The sequence below is a fragment of the Devosia sp. SD17-2 genome, from assembly GCF_029201565.1.
Taxonomy (GTDB): domain Bacteria; phylum Pseudomonadota; class Alphaproteobacteria; order Rhizobiales; family Devosiaceae; genus Devosia.
On the sequence record NZ_CP104002.1, the window covers coordinates 2760969 to 2786800 of the forward strand.

26 protein-coding genes and 5 tRNA genes are annotated in these 25832 nt (G+C 60.4%); 18 read left to right on the forward strand and 13 right to left on the reverse strand.

Features of this window, described 5'->3' with window-relative positions; all coding sequences use genetic code 11:
- Positions 1-5 precede the first annotated feature (5 nt).
- The 3 genes from rplK to secE form a co-directional block, all read right to left on the reverse strand.
- Positions 6-434, reverse strand: coding sequence for a 50S ribosomal protein L11 (rplK, locus tag NYQ88_RS13550; protein ID WP_275651660.1), 429 nt, complete (start codon positions 432-434; stop codon positions 6-8).
- A gap of 225 nt (positions 435-659) precedes the next feature.
- The gene (gene nusG / locus NYQ88_RS13555) at positions 660-1190 is read right to left on the reverse strand and encodes a transcription termination/antitermination protein NusG (protein WP_275651661.1); all 531 of its coding nucleotides are present in this window, start codon (positions 1188-1190) and stop codon (positions 660-662) included.
- A gap of 36 nt (positions 1191-1226) precedes the next feature.
- Entirely contained in the window at positions 1227-1421 is a 195-nt protein-coding gene (secE, locus tag NYQ88_RS13560; RefSeq protein WP_275603714.1) for a preprotein translocase subunit SecE, read from the reverse strand.
- Between the two features lie 257 nt (positions 1422-1678).
- On the opposite strand from secE, the gene NYQ88_RS13565 reads away from it, so the two are divergent.
- Positions 1679-1939, forward strand: a complete 261-nt coding sequence (locus NYQ88_RS13565) for a hypothetical protein (protein ID WP_275651662.1) — start codon at positions 1679-1681, stop codon at positions 1937-1939.
- Between the two features lie 120 nt (positions 1940-2059).
- On the opposite strand, the gene NYQ88_RS13570 is transcribed toward NYQ88_RS13565, so the two are convergent.
- Entirely contained in the window at positions 2060-3067 is a 1008-nt protein-coding gene (locus NYQ88_RS13570; RefSeq protein WP_275651663.1) for a DUF4214 domain-containing protein, read from the reverse strand.
- Between the two features lie 540 nt (positions 3068-3607).
- Between NYQ88_RS13570 and NYQ88_RS13575 the strand changes: the two genes are divergently transcribed.
- Positions 3608-4336, forward strand: a complete 729-nt coding sequence (locus NYQ88_RS13575) for a DUF4214 domain-containing protein (protein WP_275651664.1) — start codon at positions 3608-3610, stop codon at positions 4334-4336.
- 56 nt (positions 4337-4392) lie between these two features.
- Here NYQ88_RS13575 and NYQ88_RS13580 read toward each other — a convergent pair.
- Positions 4393-4466, reverse strand: a tRNA-Gly gene (locus NYQ88_RS13580).
- 199 nt (positions 4467-4665) lie between these two features.
- Here NYQ88_RS13580 and NYQ88_RS13585 point away from each other — a divergent pair.
- Together NYQ88_RS13585 and NYQ88_RS13590 are read left to right on the forward strand one after the other, a co-directional pair.
- Positions 4666-4750, forward strand: a tRNA-Tyr gene (locus NYQ88_RS13585).
- A gap of 238 nt (positions 4751-4988) precedes the next feature.
- Positions 4989-5483, forward strand: a complete 495-nt coding sequence (locus NYQ88_RS13590) for a hypothetical protein (RefSeq protein WP_275651665.1) — start codon at positions 4989-4991, stop codon at positions 5481-5483.
- On the opposite strand, the gene NYQ88_RS13595 is transcribed toward NYQ88_RS13590, so the two are convergent.
- Positions 5428-6171, reverse strand: a complete 744-nt coding sequence (locus NYQ88_RS13595) for a Crp/Fnr family transcriptional regulator (protein WP_275651666.1) — start codon at positions 6169-6171, stop codon at positions 5428-5430. The genes NYQ88_RS13590 and NYQ88_RS13595 overlap by 56 nt on opposite strands.
- 216 nt (positions 6172-6387) lie before the next feature.
- On the opposite strand from NYQ88_RS13595, the gene NYQ88_RS13600 reads away from it, so the two are divergent.
- Both NYQ88_RS13600 and NYQ88_RS13605 read left to right on the forward strand, forming a co-directional pair.
- On the forward strand, positions 6388-6795 hold the full coding sequence (locus NYQ88_RS13600) for a hypothetical protein (RefSeq protein ID WP_275651667.1): 408 nt from the start codon (positions 6388-6390) through the stop codon (positions 6793-6795).
- Positions 6796-6902: 107 nt separating this feature from the next.
- On the forward strand, positions 6903-7277 hold the full coding sequence (locus NYQ88_RS13605) for a response regulator (RefSeq protein ID WP_275651668.1): 375 nt from the start codon (positions 6903-6905) through the stop codon (positions 7275-7277).
- A gap of 58 nt (positions 7278-7335) precedes the next feature.
- Here NYQ88_RS13605 and NYQ88_RS13610 read toward each other — a convergent pair whose 3' ends face one another.
- Together NYQ88_RS13610 and NYQ88_RS13615 are read right to left on the reverse strand one after the other, a co-directional pair.
- On the reverse strand, positions 7336-7632 hold the full coding sequence (locus NYQ88_RS13610) for a PRC-barrel domain-containing protein (RefSeq protein ID WP_275651669.1): 297 nt from the start codon (positions 7630-7632) through the stop codon (positions 7336-7338).
- A gap of 119 nt (positions 7633-7751) precedes the next feature.
- Entirely contained in the window at positions 7752-10142 is a 2391-nt protein-coding gene (locus NYQ88_RS13615; protein ID WP_275651670.1) for a S8 family serine peptidase, read from the reverse strand.
- Between the two features lie 229 nt (positions 10143-10371).
- Here NYQ88_RS13615 and NYQ88_RS13620 point away from each other — a divergent pair.
- The 3 genes from NYQ88_RS13620 to NYQ88_RS13630 all read left to right on the forward strand — a co-directional run bounded on the left by NYQ88_RS13620 (position 10372) and on the right by NYQ88_RS13630 (position 11665).
- Positions 10372-10447, forward strand: a tRNA-Trp gene (locus tag NYQ88_RS13620).
- Positions 10448-10523: 76 nt separating this feature from the next.
- Positions 10524-11276, forward strand: coding sequence for a 23S rRNA (guanosine(2251)-2'-O)-methyltransferase RlmB (gene rlmB / locus NYQ88_RS13625; protein ID WP_275651671.1), 753 nt, complete (start codon positions 10524-10526; stop codon positions 11274-11276).
- Entirely contained in the window at positions 11276-11665 is a 390-nt protein-coding gene (locus NYQ88_RS13630) for a hypothetical protein (RefSeq protein WP_275651672.1), read from the forward strand. Before rlmB ends, NYQ88_RS13630 begins: the two co-directional genes overlap by 1 nt.
- A gap of 57 nt (positions 11666-11722) precedes the next feature.
- Here the strand turns inward: NYQ88_RS13630 and NYQ88_RS13635 are convergent, their stop codons facing one another.
- The gene (locus NYQ88_RS13635) at positions 11723-12607 is read right to left on the reverse strand and encodes a polysaccharide deacetylase family protein (protein WP_275651673.1); all 885 of its coding nucleotides are present in this window, start codon (positions 12605-12607) and stop codon (positions 11723-11725) included.
- A gap of 199 nt (positions 12608-12806) precedes the next feature.
- Between NYQ88_RS13635 and NYQ88_RS13640 the strand changes: the two genes are divergently transcribed.
- From NYQ88_RS13640 to cls, 9 genes are all read left to right on the forward strand, one after another.
- On the forward strand, positions 12807-14000 hold the full coding sequence (locus NYQ88_RS13640) for a benzoate/H(+) symporter BenE family transporter (RefSeq protein WP_275651674.1): 1194 nt from the start codon (positions 12807-12809) through the stop codon (positions 13998-14000).
- Positions 13997-14590, forward strand: coding sequence for an NTP transferase domain-containing protein (locus tag NYQ88_RS13645; protein WP_275651675.1), 594 nt, complete (start codon positions 13997-13999; stop codon positions 14588-14590). Before NYQ88_RS13640 ends, NYQ88_RS13645 begins: the two co-directional genes overlap by 4 nt.
- A gap of 195 nt (positions 14591-14785) precedes the next feature.
- Positions 14786-14861, forward strand: a tRNA-Asn gene (locus tag NYQ88_RS13650).
- A gap of 125 nt (positions 14862-14986) precedes the next feature.
- Positions 14987-15062 (forward strand) — tRNA-Asn (locus NYQ88_RS13655).
- A gap of 121 nt (positions 15063-15183) precedes the next feature.
- Complete coding sequence (locus NYQ88_RS13660) at positions 15184-16410, forward strand: MFS transporter (RefSeq protein ID WP_275651676.1); 1227 nt, start codon at positions 15184-15186, stop codon at positions 16408-16410.
- Positions 16407-16859 carry an SRPBCC domain-containing protein gene (locus NYQ88_RS13665; RefSeq protein WP_275651677.1) on the forward strand — a complete coding sequence of 151 codons (453 nt, stop codon included), beginning with the start codon at positions 16407-16409 and terminating at the stop codon, positions 16857-16859. The genes NYQ88_RS13660 and NYQ88_RS13665 overlap by 4 nt, the downstream gene beginning before the upstream one ends.
- A gap of 62 nt (positions 16860-16921) precedes the next feature.
- Positions 16922-18355 carry a deoxyribodipyrimidine photo-lyase gene (locus NYQ88_RS13670; protein ID WP_275651678.1) on the forward strand — a complete coding sequence of 478 codons (1434 nt, stop codon included), beginning with the start codon at positions 16922-16924 and terminating at the stop codon, positions 18353-18355.
- 130 nt (positions 18356-18485) lie between these two features.
- A complete protein-coding gene (locus NYQ88_RS13675) occupies positions 18486-19532 on the forward strand; it encodes a cysteine synthase A (protein ID WP_275651679.1) in 1047 nt (348 codons plus the stop codon).
- 93 nt (positions 19533-19625) lie between these two features.
- Positions 19626-21077, forward strand: coding sequence for a cardiolipin synthase (gene cls / locus NYQ88_RS13680; RefSeq protein ID WP_275651680.1), 1452 nt, complete (start codon positions 19626-19628; stop codon positions 21075-21077).
- A 7-nt stretch (positions 21078-21084) separates the two neighbouring features.
- Here the strand turns inward: cls and NYQ88_RS13685 are convergent, their stop codons facing one another.
- The 4 genes from NYQ88_RS13685 to NYQ88_RS13700 all read right to left on the reverse strand — a co-directional run bounded on the left by NYQ88_RS13685 (position 21085) and on the right by NYQ88_RS13700 (position 25690).
- On the reverse strand, positions 21085-22107 hold the full coding sequence (locus tag NYQ88_RS13685) for a transporter substrate-binding domain-containing protein (protein ID WP_275651681.1): 1023 nt from the start codon (positions 22105-22107) through the stop codon (positions 21085-21087).
- 99 nt (positions 22108-22206) lie between these two features.
- Positions 22207-23004, reverse strand: coding sequence for an amino acid ABC transporter ATP-binding protein (locus NYQ88_RS13690; RefSeq protein ID WP_275651682.1), 798 nt, complete (start codon positions 23002-23004; stop codon positions 22207-22209).
- Between the two features lie 4 nt (positions 23005-23008).
- The gene (locus tag NYQ88_RS13695; RefSeq protein ID WP_275651683.1) at positions 23009-24145 is read right to left on the reverse strand and encodes an amino acid ABC transporter permease; all 1137 of its coding nucleotides are present in this window, start codon (positions 24143-24145) and stop codon (positions 23009-23011) included.
- 9 nt (positions 24146-24154) lie between these two features.
- On the reverse strand, positions 24155-25690 hold the full coding sequence (locus NYQ88_RS13700) for an ABC transporter permease subunit (protein ID WP_275651684.1): 1536 nt from the start codon (positions 25688-25690) through the stop codon (positions 24155-24157).
- Positions 25691-25832 lie beyond the last annotated feature (142 nt).

Genomic DNA, 25832 nt, shown 5'->3' on the forward strand with positions numbered 1-25832 from the left:
AGTGATCAGCCCTCGACCTGAATGCCCATGGAACGGGCGGAGCCGGCGATCATCGACACAGCGGCGTCGAGATTGTCGGCGTTGAGATCCTTCATCTTCTTCTCGGCGATTTCACGCAGCTGAGCTGTCGTGATCGTGCCAGCCGATTCCTTGCCCGGAAGCTTGGAGCCGGACTTGAGGTTGACGGCCTTCTTGATGAAGTAGGTCACCGGCGGCTGCTTCATCGCAAAGGTGAAGCTCTTGTCGGCGTAAGCGGTGATCACGACCGGGATCGGAGCACCCTTTTCGATCTCCTGCGTGGCCGCATTGAAGGCCTTGCAGAATTCCATGATGTTCAGGCCGCGCTGACCCAGAGCCGGGCCAATCGGGGGAGACGGGGTGGCGGAGCCAGCCGGCACCTGCAGCTTTACGTAGCCAGTAATCTTCTTTGCCATTTTCTATCCTCTTAGTGCCGAAACCGGCAGTTGAGCCGTGGTGCGGAGTTGATAGACGGCTTGGCGACCGCCATCCCCTTCCACGGGTTTCGAGACACGATCGTGTCCCGGTTTCACGCAGCGAAGCTGCGATGGAGCGCTTCTGACTTCCGCCAAAGCGCTGGGAACCATTTTGGCTTGCGCCAAAAGGCAGGCGCGATTTTGGCTGAGGCCAAAACGCTGGGATCAGACCTTTTCGACCTGACCGTATTCGAGCTCCACCGGAGTGGGGCGCCCGAAAATCGAAACTTCCACCTTGAGGCGGGAGCGCTCTTCGTCGACTTCCTCGACAATGCCGTTGAAGCTGGCAAAGGGGCCGTCGGAGACGCGAACGCTTTCGCCAACCTCGAAGCTGACGGAAGGCTTGGGATGCTCAACGCCTTCCTGCACCTGCTGCAGGATCGACATGGCTTCCTTTTCGGAGATCGGCATGGGCTTGTTATCTGCGCCCAGGAAACCGGTCACCTTTGGGGTGTTCTTGATCAGATGGAATGTCTGATCGGTAAGATCCATCTTCACCAGGACGTAGCCGGGGAAGAACTTGCGCTCGGTATCGACCTTGCGGCCGCGACGCACTTCCACGACCTTCTCAGTCGGCACGATGACGTCCTCGAACAAATGCTCGAGCTTGGTCTGTGCGACCTTTTCCTTGATCGCATCTGCGACCTTGCGCTCGAAATTCGAATACGCCTGAACAATGTACCAGCGCTTGGCCATGCCGCCTCGCCGCTCCTCGTTAGTCGTGGGATCCGCTTAGCGGATCGAAAGCATCAAAGATACCAGCCAGGAGATAATCTGATCCGCCAAAAGGAAGAACACACTGGCAAAGGCAACGAGCACCAGGACCATGATCGTCGAAATCACGACCTCATTACGGCCCGGCCAGGTGACCTTGGAAACTTCCGAGCGGACCTGCTGGAAGAACGTGATCGGGTTGGTACGAGCCATAAGCGAATCTATTCCGGTTATCTTGGTGCAAAACCAAAGGCCGCGCAGGACTCCCGCACGGCTGGAGTTGGCTATCTAGTGAATCTACCGGCCAATTGCAACATGCAATCTCGCAGGGCCAGCCTGGCCCCGGCCGGTCTGGCGAAGGAAGCCAGTAATCATAAGGGGATTAATCCCAAGAAGTCACTTGTCTTCTGTCACGCCATGGAATTGGATCAAACTGAGACGAATTCGCGGCAGGGGTGGGAGGCTTCCCGGTGTCGTTTGAAATCAAGTCGTGCCAGATTCTGTATTTCGGGCCGCACAAGTCCGTTCCTGGGCGGGTGCTCGAGGCCGTACGGGTGCGCATCTGTGAGATATTCATGGGCAATGTCACCACTTATTCGCTCGACCTCAAGGTCAAAGCGGATGTGGGCAGTGTCAGCTCCGAGGCGGTTCAGCGCGCTCTTCTGGCCCATGCGGCGCGACAGCTGAACAAGCTCAAGGCCCGCCACCAACCGATTCTGGCAGCGGAGTAGCTATCAGCTTAAGGCGCACTGGTGCCCTGCCCTGCGCTCTCGCTGTTCGGGCGGTGTTTCAACTGACCGACGCAAAAACCCAAAAGGGGCCGCCTGAGGCAGCCTCTTTCCACTTATTCGTCAGACGTACCAGATGCCGTCGGAGATTTCGGGGGCGGTCTGGGCGCGGTTCTCAGGGCTGTCAGCGAAGGACAGGAGCAAGTCAGCGCGATCTCGACGGCCGCTGTTGAGCTCGTCGTTCCAGAAGTTGAACCCACCCTGGTCGAGGGAACGCCCCAGCGCGTTGAGATACAGCAGCTCGATGTAGCGTGCGTTGCTGACGGTCGCGGGCGTCCCATACTTGCTGATGAACTCAGGAGAGTTCAGGAAGAAGTTGGCCATGCTGTCCGTGGACTGCGTGCCTGCGTCGAGTGACTTTATCCAGAAGCCAAGGCCGCCTGCATCAGGATCACGGGCGAAGGCGGCCTGATAGACACGGTACCCCATGCCAGCGTTGCCATCGACGTCGAAGGCGCGGACGCCATCAGAGAAGGCGACACGTTCAACATTAGCGATGTTGGAGTTGATGCCTTCGGCGTTGTTCCAGAACTGCCAGCCCTCGGCCGTCTTGGACTGGCCATAGGTACCGCCACGGCCGGGCATGTAGACGACGTCAAAACCGGTGCCGCCGTCGACATAGGTGCTACCGCGGCTCAGGGTGATCGTATCGTTACCGGCGCCCGCATAAACCTGATCGGTCCCACCACCGGCCGTGAACGAGTCGTCGCCATCGTGGCCACCCAGACGATCGTTGCCGCTGGACGCGAAGATGGTGTCGCGACCCTGCTGGATCGAGCGCATGAGGCCGGCGTGGTCGCCCCAGCTGAGGTGCTGACCGACAGTCCCGCCCCAGACAGACATATTGTCGATGGTGCCCCGGAGCTGTTCGCCCTGGAAATATTGGATCTTGGTGACCGTGCCACCAGTCAAACGGCCATCAAACGAATAGGTGAGGTTGTACCCTTCGATCCGCGCGGCGTTGTAGCCATCCGTCAGGGTCGTCTGGTTGCTGCCCACGAAGGACGGGCGTCCGGTCCAAGCAGCAGGATCGAAGGTGTTGAAACCAGCGGTGGCAGTGATACGAGCCATCTCAGTACTCCTCAGCGGCTGGCGCGAAAGGGAAACGCGCTGCAATATGGTGGGCAAGGTGGTGAGCCATTGCGGGGGCAATGTGTCACGGCGGGCGTGAACGCTGCATGAATGGAAACAGCGTTAAAAAAGACGACACCTGCGACGGCAGTGCGCCGCAGGTGTCGTGAACTTCGAGGTCAAAGCCCCGGGGCATGCTGGGTCGTTAGCCCAGGAAGCCCATGAACCAGAGAATCAGAATGATGGGGATCGGGATACCGATCATCCAGAGAAGACCGCCTTTGAGCATGTTCTTGCCTCCATATTTGATGTGGAGGGAAAACGAGGGTTTTGGCCCACAGGTTCCAATTCAATCGACAGTTCAGGCGCTTTGCGACTTCTGAAGAGCCAATCCGGCACCACAGCGATCAAAATCAGCGCCCCGCGCCCCTGCACAGCACCGCCCCAAGATTCACACCGGAGAAGAATAGACCAATCTATCTATAGTCTTGGACGGGCCCGCAAAATATCCAAAACTATCGGATATTATGGGGATCTGAGATGCCGCTACACTTCATCGTATCGTCACAGGCCAAACTCGCCATAGGCGCCGGCTCCAAGATCGCCTGGAATGGCCAGAGCGGCGCAGAAATTGACGCCTGGCGTAGCGCCCAGCCAAGCAGCGCGGAATTTATCGCCGTGCCGCATGGAGAGATCGCCGCGGCACTCGCGGCCGGGGTCATCGACATCTACGTGACCCCCTATCGGAGCGTTGCCGATCTGGCCGTGTCGGATATGGGAACGGCCTATATATACGATGGCAGCGGCGGCCTGCTCTATTCGAGTGACCAGGGCGGCGACCCAGTTTCTCCGATTGACCCGACGGACCCCACCCCCGTACCCGGCTATGTGCAAAACGTCGCCCTGCTCTACGAGGCCTGCCTCGCCCGCGAGGCCGATCTGGGCGGGCTGAACTACTGGATCGACCGCCATCAGGATGGACTGGATCTGATCACGATGGCCGGACATTTTCTCGAGAGCGCAGAGTTCACGCAGCGCTTCGGCGACGACGATGTGATGTCCCCTGCCCAGTTCGTTGACCTGCTCTATCGCAACGTGCTGGACAGGCCCGGGGAAGCCGGAGGCGTGGCGTTCTGGGAGCAACAGTTGGCTCTGGGCGCTTCGAAGGAACGGGTGTTGCTGGAGTTCGCGGTCAGCCCCGAAAACGTCGCGGGCAGCACCGTCGGGCAGCTGACGGAAGTTGCGCCCGGCGAATGGATATTCGGATAGCCTGCGTCAGGCGACAAACGGCAGCCGAGGCATCGTCGCGATTTCATTGAGATTTTTGGAGCGGGTAACGGGAATCGAACCCGTGTATTCAGCTTGGAAGGCTGCTGCTCTACCATTGAGCTATACCCGCCCGGAGCGCCGAGGCGTACGATGGCTTAGCGTAGACGGGGCGTGAAATGCAAGACCGGGCCTGTGGATGAGATGGGTTTTTTCATCCGTTGCGCGATTTCTTTTGGGTAGACGCTTCAAGGGTGTTGACACTCTTGCGACGGGCAACCATAAACCGCCCAACGAAACGCAAATGCGCTTCGGGTCCTACCCGGAAATGTGGAGGGGTGGGAGAGTGGTTAAATCCATCAGACTGTAAATCTGACCGCTTAGCGTACACTGGTTCGAATCCAGTCCCCTCCACCACCGGCCTCCCTCTGGGAGGCTTTTTTCTTTTCCACAACAGCGCTTCCAGTGCCCGCAGCGCGCTGAGATATTCGACCGTGTTGTGGAACCAGTCTCAAAACAGAAAAAACGTTTCCGACTAACCCATGTTGTCGATGGATCGGGATGGCCCCGGTATCGTTAGGGCTCAAGCGGTGACTGAAGGTCCGCCGGCCGGATCAGCCACCATTCCTGACGAGCAATGACAATTGGGACGGACATGGATTTCCGAGGCAAACGCATTCTGGTCGTTGAGGACGACTATTTTCTCGCCAACGAAGTTTGTGAGTACTTTCGGCGGCACGACGCGACGATTCTGGGGCCGGCGCCGACTCCCTTTTATGCAGCGAATCTATTGAGCCGCAGAGTGGATGGTGCGGTTCTCGACGTGCGGCTGCATTCGGAGACGGTGTTTGACCTGGCGGACCTGCTGCTGGAACGCGGCACGCCGCTGATTTTCGCCACTGCCATGGGCAGCGAGCACATCCCCGAACGATTCCGCGGCATGCCCTATGTGCAAAAACCCTATCTGTGCGACGAACTGGTCACGGAGATGGACCGGCTGGTCTCATCCCCGCGACATCTCGACAGGCCAATCGTCGTGGATGCGGCTGCCAGAGAGCCGAACGACGGCCAAGACCGCCTGTCGCGTCTGCTCCTCAAGATGATGCGGATGCGACTGGCAAAGCTGGCAGATCAAGGTACGACGATTTGAAGCCACCGATTTCGGCCAATTTGGCCGTATCGAGGACGCGCAGATAACGCCCTTGAGTCTCGATCAGATTCTCTCGACGGAGCGCCTGCAGGGTGCGGTTGACGTGGACGCTCGAGAGGCAGAGATAGTCGGCCAAGCGTGTCTGGCTCAGAGGAAACTCGATCAGCCCGTCCGCGCCTCCCCGAGGGCCGGAGAAGCGCTGTTGCAGCTCGCAGATGAGGTGAGCCATCCGCGCCAGGGCGTTTCGAGAGCCGATGGAAATCAAATGTTCGTCGGAGACTGCCCTCTCGCGTGCCAGCCCAGCCATAACGGCTGCGATGACCTCGGCGTGCTTTTCTCCTAACGCTAAAAAGTCAGCTGCCGGCAGGCTCCACACCGTCGCAGGCGTCAGGGCCATCAGCACAGTATCGGTGGGCTCGCTCAGCAGGACCCCATAGCCGCAGATTTCTCCGGGGAGAAACAGCGCCAGAAGTTGGTCTCGCCCCATAACAGAACTGCGGTGGCGTCCGATCCACCCGGCGCCGATGATCGCCAAGCGGTTTTGCAACACAATCGGTGCTCGGTTTGCCAGATCCTGCCGCGTCCACGGCAGTGCTGCAATCGCCTCGCCCGATATCCCACCCAAGGTCCCGCGTTCGGAAAGCCTGGCGAGGAAATCGCCGCCTCGGTCGTTCCGGTATAATTTCATGTCTACTCCCAGTGGCATTTCCCAGCTGCCAATGTGAACAGAACGCAAGAGCAGGCTTTCGGTCTCACCTGCTGATCGAGATGAGCGAAGATCAGAAATCGCAACCGCGTCCGGGATTTAGCTGAAAAGCCGAATGAATTGAGCATTCCCGGGCACTTTTAGACTGAGGCTCTACGGAAATCCCCACAAAAGCTGGGCCTAAATTTGGGAGAAAGAATGCCCGGCTTCGGAATGGCTTTAACCCAGGTTAGGAATTGCCGTTGGAAGTCTGAGACCCACGGTGAGCGGCGGCTGTTCTTCCGGATTGTGCCCGTCCCCAACCACGATCCGCCGTGGTATTTTTCCACCTCACTGGACGCCGCCCAGGCGCAATTGGCTGCCTGCACCTGCCGGACTTGCTGGAACTTCCACGCATTTTCTGTGTTGAAGAAGTGCAAAACTGCGGAGGCTCCCATACAGAAATCGGAAAAAGAGCAGACATCACCCACGACGACTGAACGCACCGAACAGCGCCCGCTGGCCGGACCTCATGCGCGCAAGGAGCTGACCGACACGGACAAAACTCCGGGAACCGGTTCGTTACCAGAAGGCAGCAAGGTTGAGAGCGATGTGGGCCCCGACTAGCGTGAACGCGCCGCAAATCCGCCGCACAGGGGGATTGAATCGCCGTGCAGTGCACTTAGTATGGGTGATGAAACCTGCCCAATGTATCGATCACGGGGAGGCTCGGGATGAAAGAGCTTAGCGGGCGGCGAATTCTCGTCGCAGAGGACGAATATCTGATCGCCATGGACCTGGTAGAGGCTCTCGAAAGCCTCGGCGCAGAAGTCATTGGTCCGGTGGGTACCGTGTCCCAGGGCAGCAAAATGATCGCTGACAAACAGATTCATGCCGCCGTGCTGGACGTCAATCTGCAGGGGGAACTGGTGTTTCCACTGGCGGATGAACTTGCCCATCAGTCTATCCCGTTCGTCTTTGCGACCGGTTACAACGACGGTTCCATTCCCGAGCGTTTCGATCATATCGAGCGGTTCGGCAAGCCATGTTCGCGGAATGAAATGCAACGGCTGGTCGAGGTGATTACGCAGTCGGGCGGCGTGGTGTAAATCTAGCCGCCTCCGCGTGCGACCAAAAAAAGCGGCCCGCTCGAGGCGGGCCTTTTATCTAGTGGTGATGCTCGGGCATCTCCATGAGCTGATCCTTGGTCCAGCTGGTTACGGCGTGGACCGCGCCATGCTCATCACGCATGAAATCCAGATCGCTGAGCGGCACCGCGACGGGCTTGGCGCCAGTCCCGAGAAAACCACCGACATCAATGATGGCAGTGCTCGAGGCTCCTACACCATGGACGTGGTCGACCTTGCCGATCTTATGGTCGTCTGCGCCGTAGATAGTCGCGTTCGTCAGGACATCCGGCGTGAGTTCAGCAGCGCCGAGGCGCACGTGGTTGCTGTGATCCATTGTAACGATCCCTTTGTTGGTGGTGTCAGAAGGGACAATCCAGACGGGATGACAGCGTTCCCCTCTTCACGGGGTGGTGTACTGGACAGGGCGCACGCGCCCTGCCCGGTATTTCTGTATCAGGCGAAGAGCGTTTCCGCTCCCGAGCCCACGAGGCGGATATGATCGAACTGCATCGCGCTGGCTTCGCCAGAGGCGGCAAAGCCCAGAGCGATCTCGGTACGATCGACGCCAGCGTCGATCTGTCCGAGCCAGAAGCTGGCGCCGTCATCGTCGCGAGCGCGATTGAACATCTGCAGGTAGAGCATGTCGATGAAATCGGTGTTGGACAGCGCTCCGCCGACGGCATCAAATTCACCGCTGGCGACAAATGAGCGGGCGATAGCCCCGACCCCGGCGCCCTCCTCCGCCTGCGCCACCCAATAGGCGAGCCCATTGAAGTCTGCTGCACGACCGAGGATGAAGTCATAGAGCTTGGCCACCTCGGCCTGCACCGCATTGGCGGCGAGCACCAGAATGTCGCTCGCGCCTTGACCGAACTCGACGAACTCAACACCGGTCGCCAGCACGAGGTCATTGCCGTCCCGGTGCGTCAGGGAGACAGCACCTGCGTTGGAGACGATTTGATATTGATCTAACGCGTCTGCCAGCATCAGACGATCGAAGCCGCGGCCGCCGTCAATTTCGCCAGCGGTGGCCTGCGCCGTATCATTGCCGCGCCCCAGGATGGCAGTGCCGCCGGTGCTGGTGAGCGTAACGAGGTCGGCACCGTCGCCAGTGAAGATGGTCCCGATATTTGTGCCGGCAGTGATGGTCATATCAGTGCCGACGATGTTGGCCTTTCCAGTCCCCAGATTGACTGTGACGGCATCGGTAACCGCGGCGAGATTGAGCGTGTGCGTACCGGTAGAATTGGTCAGCGTCGTGCGGGATGGATCGTCCGCTGCAACCAAGGCGAAGTCGTTGGTATAGATGTAGGTCTGATCGACGCTGTCTTCCGCCCCGTAAGCGCGCAAGGCCAGATTGTGGACAACGCCGGTGTTGCCCAGCTTTTGGTCCGCGATTCGGAGCGTCCATGTTCCAGTGCTCGACTCGCCAAAGAAGTCGTTGCTGGTAAGCGTGTGGATGACCTGCGTGTTGTCGAACGTTCCCCCCTTGGATTCATAGACAGCGCGGGTCAGCTCCGTGGCACGGCCATCCGTAATACGGTACAACAGCATCGAGCTCGTCCCCTCGGGGGATATTAGCTCAATGACCAGATCGCCCATCTCAGCATGGGTGATGTCGAAATCCAGCTCGACGGTTTCAACGCTAACGCCGCCGGACAGCTGGAACTGGTATTCTATGACACCGCCATCCACGATCTGCGTTTCGGTGCTGTCGCTGTCGGAGACCACCTTCTCATTGGCGTAAGTGCTCTGCTTGTGCCAGGTCTCCGCCAGGCGAACCGCAGCTGTGGCGTCGACCATGCCGAAGCCATAGTTGTCGTTAGTCAGCAGGCCTCCACCATTGTGATTGCTGGCGCCATTGACCATCCAGGACGGGTCGTCCTGGTCGTTGAGACGGGCAGAATAGGCCAGGATTTCCTTGACGTCGCGATAGCCCAGCAGGGGGTTCGCCTCGAGCATCAGCGCGACCACACCGCTGACAACAGGCGCTGCAAAAGACGTGCCAGAGTTCTTAACGGCAAGGTCGGTGCCGTAGCCATGAGGGCCCGTCACGTTTGTCGAAAAAACGCCGGTTCCAGGTGCCGATATCAGCACGGGAGCGCCGGGCGTGCTGTAACCCAGCGCGTCTTCACCGTCGGCATAAGTGCCGTCCCGATCGAGCGCCGCTACAGTGATCGAGAACCGCGAGTTCTGATAGCTTGAACCATTGGCATCCGCCAACGAGTACTCACCCGACCACGTATAGCCAATGTCTTCGAGCAGCTTGGCAAAGCTATAGGCGTTGCCGGCGGCGAAAACGATGTTGAGCCCTAAGCCATCCCGCCCGTGCTCCACAGCATGGGTCATGCTCGCCTCGCCAAGAGGGTCACTGTGGAAAATGGACAGGAACGGCAGGTCCGCACCCCAACTGTTATTCATGACATCGAAGCCTTCATCCGCGGCACGAGCGAAGGCCGTCTTGGAGAGCGGTCCATTGAAGTCCGCATAGGCACTGAACTTGGACCCAAAGGCGACGCCGAGCAGTCCCACTTCCGCGCCGTCCGCCGCAATCAGGCCGGAAACGAACGTTCCGTGCCAATGAGGGGCCTTCTGATCGAGATAGTTGGCGCCAGGGCTATTAGTCGAAAAGTTATATGCGTAGTCCGGCAGGAAGTTACCGACCAGATCGGGATGGCGCGCATCAATGCCTGTGTCGAAAACGACGACCTTCACGCCCTCGCCCGTATAATCCTCCCACACGGGCAAGACATTGATATCTATGCCGGGATTTCCGTTTTCGCCTTGGTTGTGAAGATGCCACAGCGCGGGCCTGAGGTAAAAGTCCGTCGGCAGTTTGCTCATTTCGCTCTCTCACTCCCCAAAAAAATGTCACGCTACCAGAGGCTTGCGCAGGCGATTCGAGGGTATTTGCCTGCTGGTAAACAGATTCTGAAGCCGGTAATTCAAGACCAAACAGTCTGAGCGTTCGAGAGGCGCACCAGAGAAATCCCTATCCGGGCGCACTAGCCGGGGAAAACGTCGATCCCTCTTGCGCCGGCGAATTTTTGCGATTAGACACAGCCTCGCCTGAAGGGGTTTAGCTCAGTTGGTAGAGCATCGGTCTCCAAAACCGAGGGTCGTGGGTTCGAGTCCCCCAGCCCCTGCCAGGCAATAATCAGACATCGTTGTGGTTGCGCACCGCGGGGCATTGCCGCCGTGCGCAAAAGGCGCTACGCGCTTTGCATGAGCCGCAACAAATTTCCGCCCAAGCCCAAATACGACCCCGACGAGGGTCCCGTTTATCTTTATGGCCTGCACACTGTGCGGGCGGCGCTGGACAATCCAGGCCGCACCAAAAAGGAGCTGCTGGCCACGCCCAATGGTCTGAACCGCCTCAAGGAGAGCGGGGAGATTGGCCGCGTCAGCGTGCGCGAGACCACGCCAAAGGACCTTGATCGCCTGCTAGGCGGAGAGGCCGTGCACCAGGGCGTCGCCCTGGAAGTGGACCCCGTCAGCCGTTTTGGCCTCGATGACATCCATGCCCTCAAGCTGGTTGTCGTCCTTGACCAGGTGACTGATCCCCATAATGTCGGCGCGATCCTGCGTACCGCCTGCGCGTTTGGCGCCGATGCCGTCATTACCACTGCCCGCCACTCACCGCGCGAAACCGGCGTAATGGCCAAGTCCGCCTCGGGTGCGCTCGACCTCGTGCCAATGATCGAAGTGCGCAATCTGGCCGACGCTCTGGAAAAACTCAAAGACCGCGGCATGACCGTCCTCGGTTTTGATTCGGAAGCCCCTGGCCCGCTCAAGCCGCGCACCGACGCCACACCGCTGGCCGTAGTGCTCGGCGCCGAAGGCAAGGGCCTGCGCCAGCGCACACGCGAACTGTGCGACGAGATGGTGCGGCTGGACATGCCAGGGCCGATCAAATCGCTCAACGTGTCGAACGCTGCGGCGATTGCCCTGTTTGCCGCGACGGCCGGGAGGAGCTGATGAGCGATTTTGAGCCCTTCGCCATGGCCCTTCGCCTGTCCGGGGTCACGCTGGAGCTGGAGGCGCTGGAAACGGCCCTCAAGCAGCTGACCTCACGCTATGAGGCAGAAGACGCCGACGGCAGCTTCTATGCGCAGGTAGACGTGGCTGTGGACCAGCCGGTGCGGGCGATTCTCGAACTGGCCGAACGGTCCGGGCCGACGATCGCCGCTATGCTGGAAGATCGCCGCCTTGGCCGCGCCGTTCTCGACATGGCCTTCGACTATCCGCCACATGGCGAGGCCATGTCGGCGCGGCTGCCCGCCCATGCTGTCGCTGCGATTGCGGGCTTCGGCATCGATATCGAATTTTCGGTCTATCTGACCGATGTCGAGGAAGATGAGGACTAGGCTGTTCCTGCCGTTCCGAAAAAGAATAAGGCGCCCGGTGGGCGCCTTTTTTCTTGGTCAGAGCTGCTCGGCATTCCCCTGGGCCATACCCGCCGTGATGAGATCACGGCCGAAGATATTGCCGTTGCGCGGGACGAGCCGCACGACAGTGTAGCCCTTCCTGGCCAGCTGATCGAGAAAGGCAGGGAGCATGTCCACGGTGCGCTGATGGATGTCGTGGAAGAGGATAATGCCACTGCCACGGGCATCGAGACGCGAAATGGTGCGCTGGGCGACCACGGCGGCGCTGTCGCGATAATAATCCTTGCTGTCGATGTCGACGTCGAGCACGACCGCGCCGCTCTGCAGCAGATTGGTCCGCAGGAAACCGGTCTGGCTGAGATAGGGGAATCGGAAGAAGGGGGCAGCCGCCTTTCCCGAGCCCGCAAGCGCTGCCGCGACGGCTTCTTCACCCTTAACGATCTCGTTGATCGCTTCCTGGCGCGTGAGCTTGGACAGGTCGACGTGGCCATAGGTATGGCTGCCGACGGTGTGTCCGCCCTCGGCAACCTTGCGAGCAAGGCGCGGATTGGCTTCCGCCGCCGAGCCGAGCATCAGGAATGTAGCCTTCACACCGTAATCCTCGAGCGTATCGAGAATGGCGGGCGTCTTGCCGGGGCGCGGCCCATCATCAAATGTCAGGACGACTTCACCGGGCTTGAGGACGATGTCGCTGGTGGTGGCGACAGCAAGCGTGCGGCCCGAGATATTGCGGGGCGTGAAAATTTCCACTGGCAAGGGCTGCTCCATACGGGCAACTGCGGGGCTGACATAGGCCGAGGTGGTGATCGGATCCGGCCGGGCGGTATCGGTGAGGCGCGGTTCCGGACTGACCGGCTTTGCACATCCACCCAACAAGGCGCCGGCAACCACAAGAGATAAAACAAGACGTGAAACCGACACGGCGCAAACCCGGATGAAGCAAACTTGAGCCCCAGAATTTGCGATTATGGTTAATTTTCCACTCGCGAAAGATTAATAAAGTCTTGTTTTGGCGGGCTTTTTGGCATTCAGCAGGCAGATTGGCGACGCTGTCACCGCCGAGCTTTCCAAGCGACCAGCCTGTCTCTAGCCTGACGTCCGCATATTCGGGGGAATCGGGATGAACGAGAGCGCAGCGACTGTGACGGCGGCAAGACGCGATCTGCTCCAGCCGATCTTGGCGGGAGGCCTCGCCGCCATTGTTGGCTACGCCAGCACGTTCACCCTGGTTCTTGCCGCACTGACGGCGGCAGGCGCGTCACCGCAGCAGGCCGGGTCTGGCCTTTTCTCGGTTTGCATCGCCATCGGCATTCTCAACATCGTCGTCGCAGCACGGGTGAAGACACCGATCAGCTTTGCCTGGTCCACGCCGGGCGTTGCGTTCCTTCTGACAGTCGGAGAACCGGTGGGCTCCTTCCCCGCCGCTGCAGGTGCATTCCTCGTCGCGGCTTTGCTTATCGTCGTTACGGGGCTGGTGAAGCCCCTTGGACGCGCCATCGCCGCGATTCCGTCGGCATTAGCCAACGCCATGCTCGCCGGAATGCTGCTGACACTGTGCCTCGCGCCGATCACTGCAGTGGCTGAAATACCGATGCTCGCCCTGCCGATACTCCTCGCCTGGATGATCGCGTTGAAATTCGCGCGGCGTTATGCGGTGCCGGTGGCAGTCGTGGTGACCGGCATCATCCTCGCCACGACCACGAATTTGCCCGCAGGCGCAATGGACAGGGCCTGGCCGGCGCTGGTGCCGGTGATGCCGGTATTCACCTGGGACGCCATCGTGCGGATCGGCCTGCCCCTTTATGTGGTGACGATGGCTTCGCAGAACCTTCCGGGGATCGCGGTGATGAAAGCCAATGGTTTCGATATCCGCCCGGCCCCATTGTTCGTGCTGACCGGGGCTGCAAGTGCGGTCACCGCCTTCTTTGGCGGACACACCAGCAATCTCGCCGCCATTACCGCTGCGATCTGTGCCGGCCCGGAGGCGCATCCAAATCGGGATCGGCGCTGGCCGGCCCCGGTTGCGGCGGGCGTGGTCTATCTGATCCTTGGCCCAGCCGCGAGCGTTGCAGCAGCCTTTATTGCGGCGTCGCCGCCCGTGCTGATCCAGGCGGTGGCTGGACTTGCCCTGCTGTCCAGCCTGGCCGCGGCGCTGTCCGGCGCGTTGGCAGAAGAAAACATGCGACTGCCGGCAATCCTGACCTTTGTCGCGACAGCGTCCGGTGTCACAATCCTCGGGGTCGGAGCCCCCTTCTGGGGCCTCGTGGGAGGCATTGTCCTGCTGCTCATGCTGCGCACAAAGAAACCAGCGTGACCATCCACGCCGTCATCCTTGCCGGCGGGCTCGGCTCACGGCTGGGACATGTGCGCAAGGCCGACCTCCTGATCGGAGGGCAACGCCTCATCAACCGCGTGGCGGATCGCCTCGAGGCGGTCAACGGTGCGCTGCTGGTGTCGACGGGCAGCCATCGGGGCACGCAGCTTCCCAAGAGCGCTGTCGGTGTTCCGGATAGGGAAATGGAATCGCAGGGACCACTGGCAGGAATCGCCGCTGCGGCAGACTATCTCCGAGAGGTGGGCTCGGCGCATGACAGTCTTGTCAGTGTCGCAGTGGACTCGCCATTTCTTCCTGAAGACTATTTCGCTCGCATGACCGCGGGCCTCGAACGGGCCGCCTATGCAGCCTTCGGCGCGGATTTTTATCCAACGAATGCCCACTGGCCACTTGGGGCACTTTGGGACGCGCTCGGAAAGCACGAGCCAGATGCGGGCCCGAGAGCCATCTTGTCGGCGCTCGACGCAAGGCGCGTCGACTGGAGCCCGATGCTCTCGGAGAATCCATTTGCAAGCCTCAACAGCTTGTCTGACCTCATAGGCCTGCAAATGAGAGCCCGACAGGCCTGACAATGCGGGTCCCACTACCAAGGCTGCATGTGAGAGAAATCGAGCAAGGCACCGGGAGCATTGACGTTTCTGAATTTTATTCACAGACAGATGCAAAGGGGACTTGGCAAACCAAATCAGCCGGGGTACATGGACCACGCCTTCAGCGCGAAGGCAAACCGAAAGGCCCCAACCAAAGGCCTTACCGAAAAGTGTTCCGCGATAGCTCAGTTGGTAGAGCGTTCGACTGTTAATCGAATGGTCGCTGGTTCGAGTCCAGCTCGCGGAGCCATTCGGGGTTCAAGCCCTGCAAATTACCAAAATATTGGCACGGCAAGTCTACCGGGGCGAGAGCCTCACGCCTTCGATCCGAAGGCAAAACGAAAGGCCCCAACCAAAGGCCTTATCGAAAAGTGTTCCGCGATAGCTCAGTTGGTAGAGCGTTCGACTGTTAATCGAATGGTCGCTGGTTCGAGTCCAGCTCGCGGAGCCAATCGGCTCTTCTGATCTTACCCTCCCCACATGATGAATTCGCGCGCACGAAAGCGCCGCGGTGATTGCCCTTGTGCGCAAGCCGGGTTAGGAGGAGCAATTCCTCCAGGGACAATTCTGACATGAGTGCGAATACCGGGCCCGCGACCGCGTCGGGGCAGACCACAGCCTTGAGCATCATCTTCGCGGTGAGCGGCGCGCATCTGCTCAATGACCTGCTGCAGTTCCTGCTGCCGGCCCTCTATCCGCTCCTCAAAGAGACATATGACCTCAACTACCTGCAGATTGGCCTGTTGACGTTGGGGCAGCAGATTACGGCCTGTATTCTGCAACCGCTTTTCGGCCTGCAGGGCGACCTCAAGCCGAAACCGTTGTGGCTGCCGCTGTCCCTGGCCATCGTCAGCGTCGGCGTCGTCGCACTGGCCACAGCCAATGGCTTCGCACTGCTGCTCGTTGCCTCCGTTGTCCTTGGCATCGGCTCGGCGCTTTTCCACCCTGAAGCGTCGCGCCTCGCGCGGCTGGCCTCTGGCGGCAAGCTGGGCTTTGCGCAGTCGCTGTTCCAGGTGGGCGGCAATCTCGGCACTGCACTCGGCCCGCTTGCCGCTGCGCTGATCCTCCTGCCGCTTGGCCAGTTCACCACCCTCTGGTTCGTCCTGGCGGGTTTCGCCGGTGTTGCCCTCTTGAGCTATGTCGCCCGATGGTATGCAGAGCACCAGCGGCAGCTCTCCACGCGCCCCGCCGTGGCGACGCGCAAGCCGGCACTGTCGCGCGACCGCCTGATCATGGCGTTTGCCGTGATCGGTGCGCTGCTGCTCAGCAAGTTCATCTATATCGAGACGCTGAAAAGCTATTATTCGTTCTTCCTGATCGAGAAGTTCGATCTGTCTGCGCAGGACGCGCAGCTTTACCTCTTCCTGTTCCTCGGCGCAGTGGCCGCCGGCACCTTCATCGGCGGACCCGTGGGCGACCGCTACGGGCGTCTTGCCGTAATCTGGGTGTCGATCCTGGGCTCCCTGCCCTTTACCCTGCTCATGCCCTATCTCGACCTCTTCTGGACGGCGACGATGAGCGTGATGACCGGGCTGATCCTTTCCTCGGCGTTTTCGGCGATGGTGGTCTATGCCCAGGAACTGGTGCCCGGAAAGGTCGGCATGATTGCCGGCTTCGTCTTCGGCTTCGCCTTCGGAGTCGGCGCCCTCGGCGCTGCCGCAATGGGCGCGCTGGCCGACTGGATCGGCATTGTCGCGGTCTTCCAGATCTGCGCCTTCTTGCCCGCCCTCGGATTCCTGACCATCCTGCTGCCTCGGACAGCTGAACTTTATCCTGAAAGCCGGGAGAAACTGGCATGAGCGACCCAACCCAGATCGATAGCGACAGCCAGATCACGCTGACGCGCAATATCAGCGCCAATATCAGCGACGTATTTTCCGCCTGGACCGACCCTGCGCTGATCGAGCAGTGGCAGGTGGACGAAGCCGAATTCGACGCCTTTGAAGGCGGCACCTACCGCTTCGTCACCTTCGGCGAAGAGGATGACGAAGCCGATCACGAGGTGACCGGCGAAATCCTCCAATTCGTCGAAGACGAAAAACTGGTCATGAGCTGGGTGCATCGTGACGAGGAGGACGACAGCGAATTTCTCTTCGTCATCGAAGTGACGTTCAAGGCCATCGACGACGACAATACGGCAGTGACGCTGGTCGAGCGCGGCCTTCCCCATGCCGATGCACAGACACGCATTTTTTCCATGGAAGCGTGGAGCTCGGCGCTGGAGCAACTTGCCGAGCTAATGGAATAGGCTGTGGGGCGAACCGGGCGGCGCCATAACGCGTATAGCGTTGCGCCCCCGGAGACCTGCCCGTGACCGAATATCCCACTGCCCTTGTCTGGCTCCGCAACGATTTGCGCCTGGCCGACAATCCCGCCCTCCTCGCCGCAGCTCAGTCGGCACGGCAGGTAACCGCCCTCTACATTCATGAGACAGACCCAAGCCTGCGCCCCACCGGGGCGGCAGCGCGCTGGTGGCTGCATCAAAGCCTTGTGCGTCTCGAAAAGGCGCTGGCCGGCGTGGGGATCAGGCTGGTGGCGCGGACTGGACTGGCCGGAGACGTTGTGCGCGAGACGCTGACCGAGATCGGCGCGGAGGCGTTGCACTGGAACCGGCGCTATGGCCCGGCCGAACGCGATATCGACAGCGCGATCAAGGCAGGACTGCGCGATTCAGGCGTAACGGTCGTGTCGCATGCCGGCAATCTTCTGGCCGAACCTTGGACGATCAAAACTGGACAGGGAAAGCCCTATTCGGTGTTCACGCCGTTCTGGAAAATGCTGCGAGACACGCAGATCGCGCGGCCGCTGCCTCCTCCCGAACCCATTGACGCCGTCGTCTCGACCGAGGGCGCCGACGGCACTTACGTGGAGCCGCATTGGGCGGAAAAACTGCATTCGCATTGTAATGCGGGTGAAGACGCAGCCAGGGAACGGCTCGCCGATTTTCTCGATGGCATGGTGGCGGCCTATCCCGGCGACCGGGACATTCCGGCCAAGGATGGCACCTCGCGCCTCTCGCCGCACCTGCGCTTCGGCGAGATCAGTCCGCGCCAGATCTGGCACGCGGCACGGTTGAGGGCCGAACTGGAGCCAGAACTCGCGGGAGGAATAGAAAAATTCCTGTCCGAATTGGCCTGGCGGGATTTCAGCTACTGCCAGCTCTATCACCGTGAAGACATCTCCCGGGCGCCAATGCAGCTGAAATTCTCCGGATTGGCATGGCGCGAGGCACCCGAGGAGCTCGGGCGCTGGCAACGCGGGCAAACCGGCCTTCCCATCATCGATGCGGGCATGCGCGAGCTCTGGGAGACTGGCTACATGCACAACCGCGTTCGCATGCTGGTGGCCTCGCTACTCACAAAAAACCTCCAGATTGACTGGCGGCTTGGCGAAACCTGGTTCTGGGATTGCCTTGTCGACGCCGACGTCGCCAATAATCCCGCAAGCTGGCAATGGGTGGCCGGCAGCGGGCTCGATGCGGCTCCCTATTTCAGGATTTTTAACCCGGTGACGCAGGGCGAAAGGTTTGATCCAGCGGGTGACTATGTTCGCCGCTGGGTCCCGGAGATCGCCGACCTTCCCGACAAATGGGTTCACAAGCCATTCGCGGCACCTGAAGCGATTCTGAAAGCAGCGCGAATTACCCTTGGCCAGACCTATCCTCACTCTGTGGTCGACCTCGCCGCATCGCGGCTGAGGGCGCTTGAGGGCTTTGCGCAACTGGGGAATGAATTTGCCCCTTAGGGCCAAGGACGACGGCCATCTACTCCCAACGGGGAACGAACCGGAATGTCGTGCTGTTAGAGATGTTTGAGGCTTGTTCCGCCCCCGAGCCCCCCCTAAAACTGTCGCAAAGCAAAACAAAAGATCTGACATGGCCAGCAAGCACGACGACCTCATCTCCGCCATCGGCAATACACCGCTTATCCGCCTCAATCGCGTCTCGGCACTGACCGGCTGCGACATCTGGGGCAAGGCGGAGTTTTTGAACCCCGGCCAGTCGGTGAAGGATCGTGCAGCGCTGTTCATCATTCATGACGCCGTCAAGTCGGGCGCACTGAAGCCTGGCGGCACAATTGTCGAGGGTACGGCAGGCAATACCGGGATCGGGTTGACGCTTGTCGCCAATTCGCTCGGCTTCAAATCGGTGATTGTCATCCCCGAGACCCAAAGCCAGGAAAAGAAGGACGCGCTGCGCCTTTTCGGTGCCGAGCTTATCGAGGTCCCGGCCAAGCCGTATAAGGACCCGAACAACTACATCAAGATTTCCGGACGACTGGCGGAAAAGCTCAATCGGGAACTGCCGAACGGGGCGGTCTGGGCCAATCAGTTCGACAATGTGTCCAACAAGCGCGCGCATATCGAAACGACCGGCCCCGAAATCTGGCAGCAGACCAACGGCCGAATCGACGGCTTTATCTGCGCGGTGGGTTCGGGCGGGACGCTGGCCGGCGTTGCCGAGGCGCTGCGCGCGCGCAGCGAGGACGTCAAGATCGGACTCGCTGATCCGGAAGGTGCGGCGCTCTATAATTTCTATGCCAATGGCGTGCTGAGCTCGACCGGCAATTCGATCACCGAAGGGATCGGCCAGGGCCGCATTACGGCTAATCTCGAAGGCCTCACGATCGACAATCCCTACCAGATTTCCGATGCCGAGGCCCTGCCCTACGTCTTCGATCTGCTCGAGCACGAGGGGCTGTGCCTGGGTGGTTCGAGCGCGATCAATATTGCGGGCGCAGTGCGCATGGCGCGCGATCTCGGACCGGGCAAGACAATCGTCACCATCCTCTGCGACTACGGCAATCGCTACGCCAGCAAGCTTTTCAACCCGACCTTCCTGCGCGAACGGAGCCTTCCTGTCCCAGCGTGGATGGAAGACAGGGCGCCGATCGATATTTCGAGCGTGATCGTTTCCGAATAGCATTGCACCTGAGCCTCCCGTCCCCATTTGAGGACGGGATTGCGGCGCGCACTCTGACTGATAGAGTGCGCTTGTGATGCGCGAGGGGGCAAGTTGTTCGGAATAGACGATATCCTGCGCGCCATCATCGCAGATTTGCACCTCGTGGCCGCGATCATGGCCGCGATTTATCTCCTCGCCTTCATCTGCGCGGTCCGCGAGATTCTGAATTCACGGACCTCCCAGGGATCGATCGCCTGGCTCCTGTCCCTGGCGCTGCTGCCCTTCCCGACCGTATTTCTCTACATGATCTTCGGCTGGAAGTTCTTTGACGACTATGCCACCGACCGGATCAAGAATGGCCGCGCCGACCGTCCTCTGCGCGCCCGGGACCTTGCCCTGATCGACCGGGAAACCACCGACAAATGGCCGGTGCAGGCTCAAGTGTCGGAGTTGCCGTTTCTTCACGGCAATCACGTTGACCTCCTGATCGACGGCAAGGCTACCTTCGACTCCATCTTTGAGGGGATCGACGCGGCGGAAGAATATCTGTTCGTGCAGTTTTACATCGTGCGTGACGATGATCTGGGCCAACAACTGGCGGAGCGGCTGATCGCCAAGGCTCGGGCCGGCGTGCAGGTACGCCTGCTTTATGATGATGTTGGCAGCACCGGCATGCCCAAGCGATTTCGGACGCAATTGCGCGATGCCGGCGTCAAGGTGGCCGGCTTCAACCAGCGCCACAAATTCCTGCGGGTCTATGGCCCCACCCGGATCAACTACCGCAATCATCGAAAGATCGTGGTGGCCGACGGCAAGCATGCCTGGGTCGGCGGGCACAATGTGGGCGACGAGTATCTCGGCAAGGATCCCAGATATGGGCACTGGCGGGATACGCATGTGCGCGTCTCGGGGCCGGCGGCACTGGGCTGCGCGCTGCTCTTCCGGGAGGACTGGGAGTGGGCCACCGGCGAAAGACTGTCGTCAAATCCGCCCAAGGAACTCGAGAGCCCGGGCGATCAGTCCGTGCTGGTGATGGGCAGCGGCCCAGCTGACAAGCTCGAGGAATGCGCCATCGCCTATGTCGACATGATCGGGCGGGCGCGGGAGCGCCTCTGGATCGTCAGCCCCTATTTCGTACCCGACACCGATATCCGCACAGCGCTCTTTGCCGCGCGGCTACGCGGGGTGGATGTGCGGATCATGCTGCCTGACAACCCGGACCATGCCCTCGTCTGGCTGGCGAGCATGGCTCATGCCGACGCCATGGTGGAGCATGGCATCGCGGTCTACCGTTACACCGACGGCTTCCTGCACCAGAAAGTGGTGCTCATGGACGATGAGATTGCCACTGTTGGCAGCGTCAACTTTGACAACCGTTCCTTTGCGATCAATTTCGAGATCACGCTGTGGTTCACCGATCGCAAGACCATCGATGCGGTGGAGGCGATGCTGCTGACGGATTTCAAATCCTGTCGTGAAGTGAGTTCGTCCGAACTCAAGGCCCGCCCATTCCACCTCTATTTCCTGACTCAGGCGGCGCGGCTGCTCTCGCCGCTGCTTTAGCACCGATCTAGCGAATGGGCGGGGCGTAAAGCAGGCCGCCATTGCTCCAGAGGGCATTCTGACCGCGCAGCATGGCGGCGCCGGTCTGAGCGCCGAAATGGCGGTCGTAGAGCTCGCCGTAATTGCCGACCGCCCGGATGGCGTCGCTCATGAAGCTGCGCGAGAGGTCGAGAGGCGCGCCGAAATCTCCCTCTACGCCAAGCAGGCGGCGAACCGCGGCCGTGCGGGCGGCCGAGAGGGAATCAATGTTGAGGCTGGTCACCCCGACTTCTTCGGCATTGATCAGCGCGAACACAGTCCAGCGAATGATGTTGAACCACTGGTCATCGCCCTGACGGATCACCGGGCCGAGCATTTCCTTGGAGATACGCTCGGGCAGAACACGGTGTTGGGGCGGATCGGGGAGATCGCGGCGAATGGCCTGAAGCTGACGGCCCGGGGCCGACACGACCTGGCAGAGCCCGGCGCGATAGGCGACCGCCAAATCGGCCACGTCCTCGTAGACCACTTCCTGGAAACCGGTCTGGTTGGCGAAGAAGAAATCATCGAGAGCCTTGAGCTCGCCGAAACTGTCGGCGACGCAGATGCTGACATTGTCCAACTCATAAGCCGATACAACGCCGAGCGACTGCGGCACAAGAAACGCCTGGCCATCGAAAAAACTCGTGGTGACATAGCGCGCGCCATAGCGGGTGTCGCGGCCTGCAGTCCAGGCGCCGTTGCGCATGAGCACATCGACAGTGCCCGTCTGGAGCGGCGCAAATCGCGCCTCACCGCGATAGGAGCGGAATTCGATAAGGTCGGGATTGGAAAAGATCGCTGCCGCCAGCGCTCGGCAGAGGTCGACGTCGAAGCCGGACCAGCGCCCGTCGGCATCCTGCTGGGCGAACCCTGCGAGGGAGCTGCTCGAGCCGCAGATGAGAAAACCGCGTTCGCGCACGGCGTCCAGCGTCTGGGCCGTGGCCGGGAGGCTCGCCAGGCCGACGAAGGCCGTCAGCGCACAGAGCAATGGCTTCAAAAAATGTCTCACGACGCCAACTTCTTTTGCAACAGCTTGGCATATTGGCAGGCGGGAGGAAGGGGTCAAGCGGCAGGCGCGCCTGACCCCAGGAGTTTATGCCAGAACGACTTAGTGCAGGATCTGGCTGAGGAAGAGCTTGGTGCGCTCGTGCTCGGGATTGGAGAAGAAATTCTCCGGGTCATTCTGCTCGATGATCTGGCCCTGATCCATGAAGATCACCCGGTTTGCCACCTGGCGGGCAAAGCCCATTTCATGGGTGACGCAGATCATGGTCATGCCGTCTTCGGCCAGGGTGATCATCACCTCGAGCACCTCCTTGACCATTTCGGGGTCAAGCGCCGAGGTCGGCTCGTCAAACAGCATGATCTTCGGCTGCATGCAGAGCGAACGCGCAATGGCGACACGCTGCTGCTGGCCACCCGAGAGCTGGCCGGGGAATTTATTGGCCTGCTCAGGGATTTTCACCCGTTCCAGATAATGCATGGCCGTGGCTTCCGCCTCGGCCTTGGGGGTGCCGCGCACCCAGATGGGCGCGAGGGTCAGGTTCTGCAGGATGGTCAGGTGGGGGAACAGGTTGAAGTGCTGAAACACCATCCCCACCTCGCGCCGGACTTCGTCGATCCGCTTGAGGTCGGCCGTGAGTTCGGTCCCGTTGACGATAATCTGGCCCTGCTGATGCTCCTCGAGCCGATTGATGCAGCGGATCAGCGTCGACTTTCCAGAGCCCGAAGGCCCGGCAATGACGATACGTTCGCCCCGCATAACCTTGAGGTCGATGTCGCGAAGAACGTGGAAGTCCCCATACCATTTGTGCATGCCGATGACATCGATGGCGACGTCGGTATCGGACACGGTCATGTTGCTGGTGTCGATGGCGCGATCTGCGCCGTTGGTCATGTCGCTCATCGCGTTACCTCTTGTGGCCCGTGTCCAGGCGCCGCTCCATGAAAATGGAATAGCGGGACATGGCGAAGCAGAAAATCCAGAAAACCAACCCGGCGAACAGATAGCCGGTGATAGCCTGGGTTGGTGACGACCAGTTGATGTCCGAACTGGCCGCCTGCACCGTGTTGAGCAGGTCGAAAATGCCCACGATGGATACGAGCGAGGTATCCTTGAACAGGGCAATGAAGCTGTTCACGATGCCGGGGATGACGTGCTTGATGGCCTGGGGCAGGATCACCAGCCCCATGGACTTCCAGTAGCTCAGCCCCAGGGCCGACGCAGCCTCATATTGTCCCCGTGGCAATGCCTGTAGCCCACCGCGCACAACCTCAGCCAGATAGGCCGAGGAGAACAGGGTGACGCCGACAAGCGCGCGCAGCAGCTTATCCACTGTCGTGCCCTGAGGCATGAACAGTGGCAGCATGATCGAGGCCATGAACAGCACAGTGATCAGCGGCACTGCGCGCCAAAGTTCGATGAACATGACGCAGAGCGTCTTGATGATCGGCAGCTTTGACTGCCGCCCCAGCGCCAGGAGTATCCCGAGCGGAATGGAGCAGATGATGCCCACCATGGAGATCACCAGGGTGACAAGCAGGCCACCCCATTGTTCCGTCGGCACTGGCCGCAAGCCGAATGCGCCGCCATTGAGCAGGAAGAAGCAGACGATCGGATAGACGACGAAGAAGAGGATGGCGTTGAGACGCTTGAACGGCACCCTGGGGATCAGGAGCGGCGCAATCAGCAAGGCGCCGAACAGGAACACCAGATTGGGCCGCCAATATTCTTCCGGCGGATAGAAGCCGTAGATGAAGAAACTCATGCGGGCTTCGATATAGGCCCAGCATGCCCCTGCCCCCAAGACACGGCAGTCTTCAACCGTGCCGCCGGGCGGAACGGCCTGTCCGCCCAGGAAATTGGGCATGACGAAGCCGTAGATGGGCGGAATCGCCCAGAGCAGGAGGAGTACCGCCAGGATGGACAGCAGGGCGTCCCCCGGCGTGGCGAAGAGATTGCGCCTTAACCAGGCGATGGGCCCGGCGCTGTTGTTGGGCGCCGGTTGCGGAGCAACCATCTGACTGCGAACAAAGGTGACTGACATTTGCCGCTCCTACCGTTCGACCAGCGCAACGCGCGCATTGTACCAGTTCATGAAAGCCGAGGTGCTCAACGACAGGGTGAGGTAGACCGCCATGGTGATGGCGATCACCTCGATGGCCTTGCCAGTCTGATTGAGCGTGGTGCCCATGAAGACGTTGACGAGTTCGGGGTAGCCGATGGCCGCACCGAGCGACGAGTTCTTGGTCAGGTTGAGATACTGGCTCGTCAGCGGCGGGATGATGACGCGCATGGCCTGTGGGATCACCACGAGGCGAAGGCGATCGCCCTCACGAAGACCGAGAGATGCGGCAGCCTCGGTCTGGCCCTTGTTGACGGCCTGAATACCGCTTCGCACGTTTTCGGCGATGAACGCTGCCGTATAGATGGTGAGGCCCAGAACAAGAGCCACCATTTCAGGGACGAGCTGCAAGCCACCCTTGAAATTGAACCGCTCAAGCAGCGGCATTTCGAAGGCGAGTGAGGCGCCGGTGATCCAGTAGATCAGGGCCGGAACCGCGATGATGATCAGCACAGGCAAGGCCAGCGGGAACTTGCTGTCGCGTGCGGCTGGTCGACGATCCGTACCGAGCATGGTCCAGGCGTAACCCAGAGCCAGAAGCCCCGAGAAGCCGACGACGGCTAGTTCGGGCAGGAAGCCGAACATGCCCCCGAGTGCAAAACGCGCAATGGCCCAGGCAATGGCAAAGCCGATAAAGGCCCGGCTATAGACACTCATCGGTGTCAGGCTGAGCGCAGCCAGAGCCGCACCACCGATCAACGGCAGGAACGGAATGCTCCCCAGTGCCGGCACAACGCTGCCCAGCAGGGCTAGAGCGAGGTAGCCGAAGAGGAAGGTGACGACGAGGCCGGCAATCTGCGAGCCCATCTTGACGAATGAGGGGTAATGGCCGGTCTGGGCACGGACACTGATCGCCCAACGCACCAGCGCAATCGCACCGATTATGGCGATGATCGCAGCAACCACCACCCAGGTGATCTCGGCGTCCGGCATGGGACGCGGAACAATGATACCGCGCTGGTTGACGAAAATGCCAAGCGGCAGCTCGAAGGATTCCCGTACGGCCGGCATGGCCTTGAGCACGGCGAAATACCAGAAGAACAACTGCAGCAGCAGCGGCACGTTGCGGATGATTTCGATGTAGACGGTTGCGAAACGGGCGATGAGCCAGTTCGACGACAGTCGCGCCACGCCGAGCACAAAACCCAGAATGGTCGAGAAGAAAATGCCGATCGCCGCCACCAGCAAGGTATTGAGCAGGCCGACGAGGAAGGCTTCCCAGTAATAGGATGAACGGTCAAACGGGATCAGCGAGAAGCTGATGCCGAAACCGGAGGTCTGGAACAGGAAGTCGAAACCGGTCGACTTGTTCTGCGCTGCCAGATTGGCAGCGGTGTTCATGATGATCCAGACGAAAAAGGCGACCACGGCTGCGGCGACCAGAACCTGGTAGAGAATGCCGCGAATGACGGGGTCGTTGTAGAACGCTGTTCGCGGCGGGGCCGCGAGATTGTGTTGGACAGCCATTGGCGAATGTCCCCTTCAAAAAGGGTCGCACGCGCGTTGCGCCGACACCGGAATCGGGAACGGCCGACATCCTCGCCCTGCCTCAGGCAGGAGGGACGCGAAGTTTCCGTATGGTGACGAGCTCACTCATTGCGCGCATGCG

Coding starts and splice junctions, on each gene's coding strand:
- rplK (WP_275651660.1), bottom strand. CDS start 434: ATGGCAAAGAAGATTACTGGCTACGTAAAGCTGCAGGTGCCGGCTGGC.
- nusG (WP_275651661.1), bottom strand. CDS start 1,190: ATGGCCAAGCGCTGGTACATTGTTCAGGCGTATTCGAATTTCGAGCGC.
- secE (WP_275603714.1), bottom strand. CDS start 1,421: ATGGCTCGTACCAACCCGATCACGTTCTTCCAGCAGGTCCGCTCGGAA.
- NYQ88_RS13570 (WP_275651663.1), bottom strand. CDS start 3,067: ATGGCTCGTATCACTGCCACCGCTGGTTTCAACACCTTCGATCCTGCT.
- NYQ88_RS13575 (WP_275651664.1), top strand. CDS start 3,608: ATGCCGCTACACTTCATCGTATCGTCACAGGCCAAACTCGCCATAGGC.
- NYQ88_RS13590 (WP_275651665.1), top strand. CDS start 4,989: ATGGATTTCCGAGGCAAACGCATTCTGGTCGTTGAGGACGACTATTTT.
- NYQ88_RS13595 (WP_275651666.1), bottom strand. CDS start 6,171: ATGAAATTATACCGGAACGACCGAGGCGGCGATTTCCTCGCCAGGCTT.
- NYQ88_RS13600 (WP_275651667.1), top strand. CDS start 6,388: ATGCCCGGCTTCGGAATGGCTTTAACCCAGGTTAGGAATTGCCGTTGG.
- NYQ88_RS13605 (WP_275651668.1), top strand. CDS start 6,903: ATGAAAGAGCTTAGCGGGCGGCGAATTCTCGTCGCAGAGGACGAATAT.
- NYQ88_RS13610 (WP_275651669.1), bottom strand. CDS start 7,632: ATGGATCACAGCAACCACGTGCGCCTCGGCGCTGCTGAACTCACGCCG.
- NYQ88_RS13615 (WP_275651670.1), bottom strand. CDS start 10,142: ATGAGCAAACTGCCGACGGACTTTTACCTCAGGCCCGCGCTGTGGCAT.
- rlmB (WP_275651671.1), top strand. CDS start 10,524: ATGAGCCGCAACAAATTTCCGCCCAAGCCCAAATACGACCCCGACGAG.
- NYQ88_RS13630 (WP_275651672.1), top strand. CDS start 11,276: ATGAGCGATTTTGAGCCCTTCGCCATGGCCCTTCGCCTGTCCGGGGTC.
- NYQ88_RS13640 (WP_275651674.1), top strand. CDS start 12,807: ATGAACGAGAGCGCAGCGACTGTGACGGCGGCAAGACGCGATCTGCTC.
- NYQ88_RS13660 (WP_275651676.1), top strand. CDS start 15,184: ATGAGTGCGAATACCGGGCCCGCGACCGCGTCGGGGCAGACCACAGCC.
- NYQ88_RS13665 (WP_275651677.1), top strand. CDS start 16,407: ATGAGCGACCCAACCCAGATCGATAGCGACAGCCAGATCACGCTGACG.
- NYQ88_RS13675 (WP_275651679.1), top strand. CDS start 18,486: ATGGCCAGCAAGCACGACGACCTCATCTCCGCCATCGGCAATACACCG.
- NYQ88_RS13690 (WP_275651682.1), bottom strand. CDS start 23,004: ATGAGCGACATGACCAACGGCGCAGATCGCGCCATCGACACCAGCAAC.
- NYQ88_RS13695 (WP_275651683.1), bottom strand. CDS start 24,145: ATGTCAGTCACCTTTGTTCGCAGTCAGATGGTTGCTCCGCAACCGGCG.
- NYQ88_RS13700 (WP_275651684.1), bottom strand. CDS start 25,690: ATGGCTGTCCAACACAATCTCGCGGCCCCGCCGCGAACAGCGTTCTAC.